11 protein-coding genes are annotated in these 12,457 nt (G+C 53.0%); 10 read left to right on the forward strand and 1 reads right to left on the reverse strand.

Annotation, left to right across the window (positions count from 1 at the left end):
* Positions 1–26 precede the first annotated feature (26 nt).
* The 4 genes from motA to cheW are packed head-to-tail and all read left to right on the forward strand — an operon-like array spanning position 27 to position 4,405.
* Entirely contained in the window at positions 27–914 is an 888-nt protein-coding gene (gene motA, locus GFB57_RS14145) for a flagellar motor stator protein MotA (RefSeq protein ID WP_003034628.1), read from the forward strand.
* A complete protein-coding gene (gene motB / locus GFB57_RS14150) occupies positions 911–1,840 on the forward strand; it encodes a flagellar motor protein MotB (RefSeq protein ID WP_003034631.1) in 930 nt (309 codons plus the stop codon). The genes motA and motB overlap by 4 nt, the downstream gene beginning before the upstream one ends.
* A 4-nt stretch (positions 1,841–1,844) precedes the next feature.
* Positions 1,845–3,881: a chemotaxis protein CheA gene (gene cheA / locus GFB57_RS14155; protein ID WP_003034635.1), complete on the forward strand. Its 2,037-nt coding sequence runs from the start codon at positions 1,845–1,847 to the stop codon at positions 3,879–3,881.
* 20 nt (positions 3,882–3,901) lie between these two features.
* Positions 3,902–4,405, forward strand: a complete 504-nt coding sequence (gene cheW, locus GFB57_RS14160) for a chemotaxis protein CheW (protein ID WP_003034638.1) — start codon at positions 3,902–3,904, stop codon at positions 4,403–4,405.
* Between the two features lie 76 nt (positions 4,406–4,481).
* Here the strand turns inward: cheW and GFB57_RS14165 are convergent, their stop codons facing one another.
* A complete protein-coding gene (locus GFB57_RS14165) occupies positions 4,482–5,741 on the reverse strand; it encodes a dicarboxylate/amino acid:cation symporter (RefSeq protein WP_003034641.1) in 1,260 nt (419 codons plus the stop codon).
* A gap of 406 nt (positions 5,742–6,147) precedes the next feature.
* On the opposite strand from GFB57_RS14165, the gene tar reads away from it, so the two are divergent.
* From tar to cheZ, 6 genes are read left to right on the forward strand one after another with little or no spacing between them, the layout of a single operon-like run.
* Entirely contained in the window at positions 6,148–7,803 is a 1,656-nt protein-coding gene (gene tar / locus GFB57_RS14170; RefSeq protein ID WP_003034643.1) for a methyl-accepting chemotaxis protein II, read from the forward strand.
* A 43-nt stretch (positions 7,804–7,846) separates the two neighbouring features.
* On the forward strand, positions 7,847–9,448 hold the full coding sequence (gene tap, locus GFB57_RS14175; RefSeq protein ID WP_003034646.1) for a methyl-accepting chemotaxis protein IV: 1,602 nt from the start codon (positions 7,847–7,849) through the stop codon (positions 9,446–9,448).
* Between the two features lie 19 nt (positions 9,449–9,467).
* Positions 9,468–10,340 carry a protein-glutamate O-methyltransferase CheR gene (cheR, locus tag GFB57_RS14180; RefSeq protein ID WP_003034649.1) on the forward strand — a complete coding sequence of 291 codons (873 nt, stop codon included), beginning with the start codon at positions 9,468–9,470 and terminating at the stop codon, positions 10,338–10,340.
* Positions 10,337–11,386, forward strand: coding sequence for a chemotaxis response regulator protein-glutamate methylesterase (locus GFB57_RS14185; protein ID WP_003034651.1), 1,050 nt, complete (start codon positions 10,337–10,339; stop codon positions 11,384–11,386). Before cheR ends, GFB57_RS14185 begins: the two co-directional genes overlap by 4 nt.
* Positions 11,387–11,403: 17 nt before the next feature.
* Entirely contained in the window at positions 11,404–11,793 is a 390-nt protein-coding gene (cheY, locus tag GFB57_RS14190; RefSeq protein WP_003034656.1) for a chemotaxis response regulator CheY, read from the forward strand.
* Positions 11,794–11,803: 10 nt separating this feature from the next.
* Positions 11,804–12,448: a protein phosphatase CheZ gene (gene cheZ, locus GFB57_RS14195; protein WP_003034659.1), complete on the forward strand. Its 645-nt coding sequence runs from the start codon at positions 11,804–11,806 to the stop codon at positions 12,446–12,448.
* Positions 12,449–12,457 lie beyond the last annotated feature (9 nt).

The following is a 12,457-nucleotide window of genomic DNA, read 5'->3' on the forward strand; positions in this document are numbered from 1 at the left end:
ATAGTCAATTGCGAAAGGATGATGTCGTGCTTATCTTATTAGGTTACCTGGTTGTTATTGGTACAGTTTTCGGCGGTTACATGATGACCGGCGGACACCTTGGGGCACTCTATCAACCGGCTGAGCTGGTGATTATCGGTGGCGCGGGTATTGGGGCATTCATCGTCGGTAATAACGGGAAAGCCATCAAAGGGACGATGAAAGCGATCCCGCTGCTTTTCCGTCGTTCGAAATACACCAAAGCGATGTATATGGATCTGCTGGCGCTCCTGTATCGCCTGATGGCCAAGTCACGTCAACAGGGCATGTTCTCGCTTGAGCGCGACATCGAAAACCCAAAAGAAAGTGAAATCTTCGCTAGCTATCCGCGCATTCTTGCCGATGCCGTAATGCTTGATTTTATTGTCGATTATCTACGCCTGATTATCAGCGGCAATATGAATACGTTTGAAATTGAAGCGCTGATGGACGAAGAAATTGAGACTCATGAGAGTGAGGCCGAAGTTCCGGCGAATAGTCTGGCGATGGTCGGCGACTCACTGCCGGCATTCGGGATCGTCGCGGCCGTTATGGGTGTTGTGCATGCACTGGCTTCTGCCGATCGCCCGGCAGCAGAGCTGGGGGCGTTGATTGCGCATGCGATGGTGGGAACATTCCTCGGTATTTTGCTGGCCTATGGATTTATTTCTCCGCTTGCCAGCGTTCTGCGCCAGAAAAGCGCTGAAACAACCAAAATGATGCAGTGCGTGAAGATAACGCTGCTCTCCAATCTGAATGGCTACGCGCCGCCGATTGCCGTTGAATTCGGTCGTAAGACTCTGTACTCCAGCGAACGTCCTTCGTTTATCGAACTGGAAGAACATGTTCGTGCGGTGAGAAATCCAACTGCGCAACAGACGACCGAGGACGCATGAAAAATCAGGCCCATCCCATTATCGTTGTAAAGCGACGCAAACATAAGAATCACGGTGGTGGGGCGCATGGCTCGTGGAAAATCGCCTACGCCGATTTTATGACCGCGATGATGGCCTTCTTTCTGGTGATGTGGCTCATTTCTATTTCCAGCCCTAAAGAATTGATCCAGATTGCCGAATATTTCCGTACACCGCTGGCCACTGCGGTGACCGGGGGAAATCGTATTTCGAATAGCCAAAGCCCGATTCCAGGCGGCGGGGATGATTACACCCAGCAGCAGGGTGAGGTGAACAAGCAGCCGAATATTGATGACCTGAGAAAACGTATGGAACAGAGCCGCTTGAGCAAACTTCGTGGCGATCTCGATCAACTGATTGAATCCGATCCCAAACTGCGAGCGCTGCGTCCGCATTTAAAGATTGATTTAGTTCAGGAAGGGCTGCGGATACAGATTATCGACAGTCAGAATCGTCCAATGTTTAAGACCGGTAGTGCTGAAGTTGAGCCGTACATGCGCGATATCCTGCGCGCGATTGCACCAGTGCTCAACGGGATCCCTAACCGGATCAGCCTTTCCGGTCACACGGATGATTACCCTTACGCGAATGGTGAGAAAGGGTACAGCAACTGGGAATTGTCTGCCGATCGCGCAAATGCATCGCGTCGCGAGCTGGTTAGCGGCGGTCTGGATGATGGAAAAGTATTACGTGTGGTAGGTATGGCCGCCACGATGCGTCTGAGCGATCGCGGTCCTGAAGACGCTATCAACCGCCGTATTAGCCTGCTGGTTCTCAATAAGCAGGCAGAAGAGGCCATTTTGCATGAAAACGCTGAAAGCCAGAATGAGCCGGTAAGTGTCTTACAACGGCCAGCGGAACTCCCGCCGGTAAGCGTTCCCACATCGCCACCAGCCAATCCGAGGTGATAGCGTGAGCATGGATATTAGCGATTTTTATCAGACATTTTTTGATGAAGCTGACGAACTGTTGGCTGATATGGAGCAACACCTTCTTGATTTGGTTCCTGAAGCCCCGGACTCCGAACAGCTGAATGCCATTTTTCGTGCAGCGCACTCGATTAAAGGCGGGGCGGGCACCTTCGGCTTTACCATTTTGCAGGAAACGACCCATCTGATGGAAAACCTGCTGGATGAAGCGCGGCGTGGCGAGATGCAGCTCAATGCCGACATTATCAACCTGTTTTTGGAAACGAAAGATATTATGCAGGAACAGCTCGACGCCTATAAAAGCTCAGTGGAGCCTGATGCCGACAGTTTTGAGTACATTTGCCAGGCGTTACGGCAGTTAGCGCTCGAAGCGAAAGGTGAAACCGCACCGTCAGTTGTCAACTCAGCAAAACTGAGCGTTGTTGATAGCACCGCGATGCAGGAAGAGGCGGTTGCAAAGCCTGAACTCGCCAGTGAAGAGAGCAAAAAACGCATTACTCTCTCGCGTCTGAAAGCCAGCGAAGTGGATTTGCTGGAAGAGGAACTGGGGAATCTGGCGACCTTAACCGATGTGGTAAAAGGAAGCGACACGCTGTCAGCTACGCTTGATGGCAACCTCGCAGAAGATGACATCATTGCAGTACTCTGCTTTGTCATTGAAGCTGACCAAATTGAATTCGAAACCGTCAGCGCAGCGCCCGCGACTGTTGAAACTGAAGAGGTAGCCGTTGTCGCGAAGCCGCAGCCGGTTGCCGTTGCGCCAGCGGTGAAAGCCGCCGCCAGTGAAGCGCCACATGGGCGCGCGGAGCGTGAAAAACCAGCCCGCGCCAGCGAGTCGACCAGCATCCGCGTAGCGGTTGAGAAGGTCGATCAGCTTATTAACCTGGTCGGTGAGTTGGTGATCACCCAGTCGATGCTGGCCCAGCGATCTAACGAACTGGATCCCGTCAATCATGGCGATCTCATCACCAGCATGGGGCAGTTACAACGTAACGCCCGCGATTTGCAAGAGTCGGTGATGTCGATTCGTATGATGCCAATGGAGTATGTGTTCAGTCGTTTCCCTCGTTTGGTGCGCGATCTGGCCGGTAAGCTGGGTAAACAGGTCGAGCTGACGCAGGTAGGTAGCTCAACCGAACTCGATAAGAGCCTGATTGAACGCATCATCGATCCGTTGACGCACCTGGTGCGTAACAGCCTCGACCATGGTATCGAACTGCCGGAAAAACGCCTTGAATCCGGCAAAAGCCCAATCGGCAATCTGACGCTTTCCGCGGAGCACCAGGGTGGGAATATTTGTATTGAAGTGACCGACGATGGCGCTGGCCTGAACCGCGAACGTATCCTGGCCAAAGCTATCTCCCAGGGCATGCCGATCCACGAAAATATGAGCGATGACGAAGTGGGTATGTTGATCTTCGCTCCAGGCTTTTCGACCGCCGAACAGGTGACGGATGTCTCTGGACGCGGCGTGGGTATGGATGTGGTGAAGCGAAATATCCAGGAGATGGGCGGCCATGTTGAGATCCAGTCCAAACAGGGACAGGGGACCACTATTCGCATTCTACTGCCGCTGACGCTGGCGATCCTCGACGGGATGTCCGTGCGTGTGGCGGATGAGGTCTTCATTCTGCCACTAAATGCCGTTATGGAATCGCTGCAACCGCGCGAAGAAGATCTCCATCCGTTGGCCGGAGGCGAACGCGTTCTGGAAGTGCGTGGCGAATATTTACCGCTGGTTGAGTTGTGGAAAGTCTTTGAGGTTGAAGGTGCTAAAACTGAAGCGACTCAGGGCATTGTGGTTATTTTACAAAGTGCAGGGCGTCGCTATGCGCTGCTGGTCGATCAGTTAATTGGCCAACACCAGGTAGTGGTCAAAAACCTGGAAAGCAACTACCGCAAAGTACCAGGTATTTCTGCAGCAACGATCCTCGGCGACGGCAGCGTCGCGCTGATTGTCGATGTCTCTGCATTGCAGGGATTAAACCGCGAACAACGTGTGGCGATCACAGCCGCCTGATTGAGTGAGAAGGGAATAATATGACCGGTATGAGTAATGTAACTAAACTGGCCGGCGAACCGTCAGGTCAGGAATTCCTCGTGTTTACGCTGGGGGATGAAGAGTACGGTATCGATATCCTGAAAGTGCAGGAAATCCGTGGTTATGATCAGGTGACGCGCATCGCTAACACGCCTGCGTTTATCAAAGGCGTCACGAACCTGCGTGGTGTGATTGTGCCTATCGTCGACCTGCGCGTGAAATTTAGCCAGAGCGATGTGGATTACAACGAAAACACCGTGGTGATTGTGCTGAACCTGGGTCAGCGGGTGGTTGGGATTGTGGTGGATGGCGTTTCGGATGTGTTGTCGCTGACAACGGATCAAATCCGTCCGGCACCGGAGTTTGCGGTCACGCTGTCGACGGAATATTTGACGGGATTGGGTGCGCTGGGTGACCGGATGCTGATTCTGGTCAACATTGAGAAGCTGCTGAACAGCGAAGAAATGGCGCTGCTGGATATTGCCGCTTCCCACGTCGCATAATCGCCATAACTCATCCGGCCTACAATGATTGCTGTTGTAGGCCGGATTAGCGTAGCGTATCCGGCCGATTTCCTTCTTACGCTTCCCGCTCAACCAGCTCAGGTTCTTCTTCCAGTAAACCTTCATCCTGCGCCAGCATCGCCGTTGCAATCCCATTACCTAATACGTTGATTGCTGAACGTCCCATATCCAGGAAGTGGTCAATTCCCATCAGTAACAGGATCCCGGCAACCGGAATATTAAAGCTCGGGATGGTTGCAGCCAGTACCACCAGCGCTGAACGCGGCACACCGGCAATCCCTTTGGACGCCAGCATCAGCGTCAGCATCAGGACGGTGATTTCTGCGAAAGAGAGGTGAATATTATAGGCCTGCGCGATAAACATGGAGGCAAATGAACAATAGACCATGGAACCGACCAGGTTAAACGAATAACCGATAGGCAGCACGAATGACACGATGTTGGGTGAGCAGCCAAATTTAGTTAATTGCTCAAGCGTTTTTGGATAAGCGGCCTCAGAGCTGCTGGTGGTGAATGCGACCAGAACCGGGTCTTTCAGCATGCTCACCAGGCGAAAGACCTCTTTTTTCAGCATGACATAACCCACCGCCAACAGAACCAGGCAGGTCAGCAAAATCGCCACATAGTAGCCGCCGATAAACGATGCATAGTTAAGCAGGATCCCCAGACCCTGGGTAGAGATTACGGAAGAGATGGCAGCAAAAATTGCCAGCGGCGCGACGTACATCACGTAGCCGGTCACTTTCAGCATAATGTGGGAAACCACATCCAGCGCGGCAACCAGCGGAGCGTTAAATTTCTCTCCGAGCGATGCTCCACCAATACCGAAGAACATTGAGAACACCACGATTTGCAGGATCTCATTGTTAGCCATTGCCTCGGCTATGCTGGTTGGAATGGTATGTGTCAGAAAACCTTTCAGGCTCATGCCTCCTACGGCCAGACCGGTATCGGTGGCTTCCAGCGGGATCGCCAGGTTTAACCCGCTCCCGGGTTGCTCAAGGGAAACCACAAACAGACCGACCAGAATAGACAATACAGAAGAGCTGATAAACCAGATCATCGCTTTGCCGCCCACGCGACCGATGGTGGACGTTTCCCCCAGGCGCATAATACCAACGGTCAGGGTGCTGAATACTAAAGGCGCAATCACCATCTTAATCAGACGTAAAAAGATGTCGGTGAGAAGCGTAATATTATCGGCCCAGGCGGTCACAACGCCGGGGGAGGCATAAGAGTGGATCACCGCACCCGACAGGATCCCCGCCAGCATGAAGATCACGATAAACAACGTGAGTTTGTTTGCATTTGCCACTAAAAAGCCCTCAGTAAGGATTTAACATTTATTGATCGGTTACTCATTTTTTATACTTATTAAGTGGTAACGAAGTATTCATCATATAAATTGGATTAAAGCGTAAACGGATACAACTTTTTTTAATTTTTTATCCATTTTGTTGTGGTATTTACGATGCGTATGTGTGATACAAATCACACAAAAAAGTGTATTTCAGCCAATCTGGCCGTGCTCACTGATGAGTATGAATGTTATTTGCATGATAATTATGGTGTTTTTATGTGAATAATTTGTGGTTGCTGCACACCTGTTTTACCTTCCCCTCGCCAGGCTTCACATCCCTTCAGGATTTCCTTTTTGCAAACGTAAAGTTATCTCAGCCACTGCCGATAACGTTGATAACTCGTTTTCAGGAAGGTGCCTTATGTTTAACCGTATCCGCGTTGTCACAATGCTGATGATGGTGCTGGGGGTTTTCGCACTGCTACAGCTTGTTTCCGGTGGTCTGTTGTTTTCTTCATTGCAGCAGAATCAGCAAAGTTTTGTTATTTCTAACGATCTTCGACAGCAGCAAAGTGAACTCACCTCAACATGGGATCTGATGCTGCAAACACGAATCAATTTAAGCCGTTCTTCTGCGCGCATGATGATGGATGCGTCTAACCAGCAAAGCAGCGCCAAAAACGATCTGCTGAAGAATGCGAAAGCATCGCTGGCGCAGGCTGAAACGCATTACGCAAAATTTAAAAACATCACACCGTTGCCGGAAATGGCAGAAGCCAGCGGCAACATTGAGGAAAAATATCAACAGTACCATGCGGCATTGGCAGAACTGGTTCAGTTTCTGGAAAGCGGCAATATGGACGCCTACTTTGCGCAGCCTACGCAGGGAATGCAAAACGCACTCGGCGAGGCGCTGGGCAAGTATGCCAGCGTTAGCGAAAAGCTTTACGTTCAGGCATTTGATCAAAGCGCGCGGGATTACCATTTCGCCCAATGGCAGCTTGGCGTGCTGGCCGTAGTGCTGGTGCTGATTCTGGTGGTGGTCTGGTACGGCATCCGTCATACCCTGCTTAATCCTCTGTCCCGTGTTATTGCCCATATTCGGGAAATCGCCAGCGGTAACCTGACCGCAACTCTCGCCGTTAGTGGCCGTAACGAAATCGGCGAGCTGGCCAGTACGGTTGATCATATGCAGCGCTCGCTGACGGAAACCGTCACTCTGGTGCGTGAAGGCTCTGATGCGATTTATTCCGGTACCAGCGAAATTGCCAGCGGAAACACGGACCTCTCATCTCGTACGGAACAGCAGGCGTCTGCGCTGGAAGAGACTGCAGCCAGCATGGAACAACTGACCGCAACCGTGAAGCAAAACGCGGACAATGCGCGTCAGGCCTCGCAACTGGCGAAAAGCGCCTCGGACACCGCGCAGCATGGCGGCAAAGTGGTTGATAGCGTGGTGAACACCATGCACGAAATTGCCGATAGCTCGAAGAAAATTGCCGACATCATTAGCGTCATCGATGGCATTGCCTTTCAGACCAACATTCTCGCACTGAACGCGGCGGTTGAAGCTGCCCGCGCCGGTGAGCAAGGCCGCGGCTTTGCCGTGGTGGCGGGCGAAGTGCGTAATCTGGCAAGCCGCAGTGCGCAGGCGGCGAAAGAGATTAAAGCATTGATTGAAGATTCCGTTTCCCGGGTTGATACCGGTTCTGTACTGGTAGAAAGCGCTGGGGAAACGATGAACGACATCGTCAATGCCGTGACGCGGGTGACCGATATCATGGGTGAGATTGCCTCGGCCTCCGACGAGCAAAGCCGGGGGATTGATCAGGTTGCGCTCGCGGTCTCTGAAATGGATCGCGTTACGCAGCAGAACGCCTCTTTGGTACAGGAGTCGGCTGCCGCAGCGGCCGCTCTTGAAGAACAGGCCAGTCGCCTGACGCAGTCGGTATCGACTTTCCGTCTTGCGTCACGTCCGGCCTCGACAAAACCACGCGATACACGATTACCTGCAACGCCGAGCGCATCCTATCCGCGCCAGAGCATTGAACAAGATACGAATTGGGAAACATTTTGACTGACAGTTAAACCGCGGCCAGTGCCGCCTGATGGGAGCGTTGATGTTTAATCGTATTCGAATTTCGACCACGCTGTTTTTGATTTTAATCCTCTGCGGTGTTTTGCAGATTGGCAGTAATGGCTTGTCCTTCTGGGCATTTCGGGACGGTTTTCAGAACCTGAATCAGGTCGAACGGAGTAATCAGCAACGCGCTGCGCTGGCCCAAACCCGCGCTGTGTTATTACAGGCCAGTACGGCCCTTAATAAGGCAGGGACGCTGACCGCCCTGAGCTATCCGCCAGAGGACATCAAAACCCTGATGACCCTTGCGCGCGACAGCCTGGCGCAGTCTGAATTGATGTTTAAACGCTTTATGGCGACGTCGGATTCGACGGAACAAGGCAAGGCGCTGTTTAGCGCGACGGAGAAAAGTTTCAACCAGTGGCACAGCGATCTCGCGCATCAGGCCACCTGGCTTGAAAACAATCAGTTGTCAGATTTTCTGACCGCGCCGGTGCAGGCGGCTCAAGATGCTTTTGATGCGAATGTGAATGCGTGGCAGAGCAACATCGACCGCGTGTTGCAAACGGCAGGAGAGCAGAGTCAGCGCAATTACCATATGTCGGGGGTGATTTTCGCCACTATGGTGGTCCTGGCAGCACTGCTCACCAGCGGTGCGCTGTTCTGGTCACGCAAGATGATTGTTCAGCCGCTGGCGATTATTGGCAGCCATTTCGACAGTATTGCCGCTGGGAATCTGGCACGGCCAGTAGCGGTTTATGGGCGCAATGAGATCTCGGCCATTTTTGCCAGCCTGCAGAAGATGCAAAAGGCATTACGCGAAACAGTAAATGACGTTCGTCAGGGCAGCTCAGCCATGCATAGCGGTATTTCAGAAATCGCGATGGGCAATAACGATTTATCTTCGCGAACCGAACAGCAGGCGGCCGCGCTGGCACAAACGGCAGCCAGCATGGAACAACTTACCGCCACTGTCGGCCAGAACGCTGATAACGCGCGCCAGGCGTCAGGGATCGCCAAAAGTGCGGCAGACACAGCGCATAAAGGTGGCGAGCAGACGTCCCGGGTTGCCAGCACCATGCATGAGATTTCTGCCAGCTCGCAGAAAATCGGCGACATCATCGGCGTGATTGACAGCATTGCCTTCCAGACCAATATCCTGGCGTTGAATGCCGCGGTCGAGGCCGCCAGGGCAGGGGAGCAAGGGCGTGGTTTTGCCGTCGTCGCTGGTGAAGTGCGTAATCTGGCAAGCCGTAGCGCGCAGGCGGCGAAAGAAATTAAGGGGCTCATTGAGGAGTCAGTCACCCGGGTGCATCAGGGCTCGCAACTGGTGGATATGGCGTCGCGCACGATGACGGAAATTGTCAGTTCGGTGACCCGGGTTAACGACATCATGGGCGAGATTGCCTCGGCATCCGATGAACAGCGCAGAGGCATTGAGCAGGTGGCGCAGGCCGTCAGCCAGATGGACTCAGTGACGCAGCAAAACGCCGGGCTGGTGGAAGAAGCCGCATCCGCCACCGGACAACTCGCCACACAGGCCGATAATCTTTCCGCCTGTGTCGCATTTTTCAAGCTTGAAGAGCAAACCGTAGCAAAACAAGAGTTGGCGCAGCCGCAGGTTGCGTCCGTTGTATCCTGAATGTGATTGAGAAGGCGCTATGACATCATCTCTGCCCACCGGGCAAACGTCATTATTGTTACAGATGACACAGCGCCTCGCGCTGTCTGACGCGCATTTTCGTCGGATATGTCAATTAATCTACCAGCGTGCAGGGATCGTACTGGCCGACCACAAGCGGGACATGGTTTATAACCGCCTGGTCCGCCGTTTGCGTACCCTGGGGCTGGATGACTTTGGTCGCTATCTCAGCATGCTGGAAGCTAACCAGAACAGTGCTGAGTGGCAAGCTTTTATTAACTCCCTGACTACCAACCTGACCGCATTTTTTCGCGAAGGGCATCATTTTCCGGTGCTGTCAGATCATGCTCGTCGGCGCAGCGGTGAATACCGCGTCTGGAGCGCGGCGGCATCAACCGGAGAAGAGCCCTACAGCATTGCGATTACGCTTGCCGATACCTTAGGTATGGCACCGGGCCGCTGGCGTGTTTTTGCCAGCGACATTGATACCGAAGTGCTGGAAAAGGCCAGAAACGGCATTTACCGCCTCGATGAGCTAAAGACGCTGTCACCCCAGCAATTGCAGCGTTATTTCATGCGCGGCACCGGGCCGCATGAAGGGTTGGTACGCGTTCGGCAGGAACTGGCAGGTCATGTTGAATTTTCCAGCGTCAATTTACTGGATAAGCAGTACAACGTGCCAGGCCCTTTTGATGCCATATTTTGCCGTAACGTGATGATCTATTTCGATAAAACGACGCAGCAGGACATTTTGCACCGTTTTGTTCCACTTCTTAAACCTGACGGACTGCTGTTTGCAGGTCATTCAGAAAACTTTAGCAACCTTGTGCGCGAGTTTAGCCTGCGTGGACAGACCGTGTATGCGCATGCGCCAGGTAAGGATAAAGCATGAGTAAAATCAGGGTGTTGTCGGTAGATGATTCTGCATTGATGCGTCAAATCATGACCGAAATTATTAATAGCCACAGTGATATGGAAATGGTGGCGACGGCGCCGGATCCGTTGGTCGCCCGGGATTTAATCAAAAAATACAATCCCGACGTCCTGACGCTGGATGTGGAAATGCCGCGCATGGACGGCCTCGATTTCCTTGAGAAGTTGATGCGCCTGCGTCCGATGCCGGTGGTTATGGTTTCTTCACTGACCGGTAAAGGTTCTGAGGTCACGCTGCGGGCCCTGGAACTGGGGGCGATTGACTTTGTCACCAAGCCTCAGTTGGGGATCCGCGAAGGCATGCTGGCGTATAGCGAGATGATTGCGGAGAAAATCCGCACCGCATCGCGGGCAAAACTGGCCGCCCACAAACCCTTGGCGGCACCGACGACCTTGAAAACGGGGCCATTACTCAGTTCAGAAAAACTGCTGGTCATCGGCGCCTCAACCGGAGGAACAGAGGCAATTCGCCATGTACTCCAGCCATTGCCGCTTTCAAGTCCCGGTATTCTTATTACCCAGCATATGCCGCCAGGATTTACCCGTTCGTTCGCCGAACGTCTGAACAAACTGTGTCAGATTACCGTGAAAGAGGCAGAGGACGGAGAGCGCGTTCTCCCTGGGCATGCGTATATCGCGCCTGGCGACAAGCATATGGAGCTGGCGCGCAGCGGCGCGAACTATCAAATCAAAATTCATGACGGTCCGCCGGTTAACCGGCACCGGCCCTCAGTGGATGTGCTGTTTCATTCGGTGGCGAAACATGCGGGGCGTAATGCCGTTGGGGTGATCCTGACCGGTATGGGCAACGATGGCGCAGCCGGAATGTTAGCGATGAACCAGGCGGGTGCCTGGACCATTGCGCAAAACGAAGCAAGTTGTGTGGTGTTCGGCATGCCGCGCGAGGCCATCAATATGGGTGGCGTAAGCGAAGTGGTCGATCTTAGCCAGGTGAGCCAGCAAATGCTGGTGAAAATTAGTGCCGGACAGGCAATACGTATTTGAATCAGGAGTTTATTTTTATGGCGGATAAAGAGCTTAAGTTTTTGGTTGTGGATGACTTTTCCACCATGCGTCGCATCGTGCGTAACCTGCTTAAAGAGCTGGGATTCAACAATGTTGAAGAGGCTGAAGATGGCGTGGATGCGCTGAACAAGCTGCAGGCAGGGGGATTCGGTTTTGTTATTTCTGACTGGAACATGCCGAACATGGATGGACTGGAACTGCTGAAAACCATCCGTGCAGATGGTGGGATGGCTTCTCTGCCGGTGCTGATGGTCACGGCGGAAGCGAAAAAAGAGAACATCATTGCGGCGGCGCAGGCAGGCGCCAGTGGCTATGTCGTGAAACCGTTCACGGCGGCGACGCTGGAAGAAAAACTGAATAAAATCTTTGAGAAACTGGGCATGTGAGGGTGTGATGATGATGCAACCACAAATTAAACCTGCTGACGAACACTCTGCAGGGGACATCATCGCGCGCATCGGCAGTTTGACCCGAATGCTGCGCGACAGCCTGCGTGAACTGGGGCTGGATCAGGCCATTGCCGAAGCGGCAGAAGCAATTCCCGATGCCCGCGATCGTCTCGATTACGTTGTACAGATGACCGCTCAGGCGGCAGAGCGCGCGCTGAACAGCGTCGAAGCTTCGCAGCCGCACCAGGACGCGATGGAAAAAGGGGCCAAAGACCTGACCAAACGCTGGGATGAATGGTTCGAAAATCCGATCGAACTGTCAGACGCTCGTGAACTGGTCACCGATACCCGTCAGTTCCTTGGTGATGTGCCCGGACATACCAGCTTTACCAATGCCCAGTTGCTGGACATCATGATGGCGCAGGATTTCCAGGATCTCACCGGACAGGTCATCAAGCGCATGATGGATGTTATCCAGGAAATTGAACGTCAGCTGCTGATGGTTCTGTTGGAAAACATTCCGGAACAGGGCGCTCGTCCAAAACGTGAAAACGAAAGCTTGCTGAACGGCCCGCAGGTTGATGCCTCGAAAGCTGGCGTAGTGGCAAGCCAGGATCAGGTTGACGACCTGCTGGATAGCCTCGGGTTCTGATGAGTATTT

This window comes from Citrobacter sp. S39 (assembly GCF_009495675.1).
Taxonomy (GTDB): domain Bacteria; phylum Pseudomonadota; class Gammaproteobacteria; order Enterobacterales; family Enterobacteriaceae; genus Citrobacter; species Citrobacter freundii.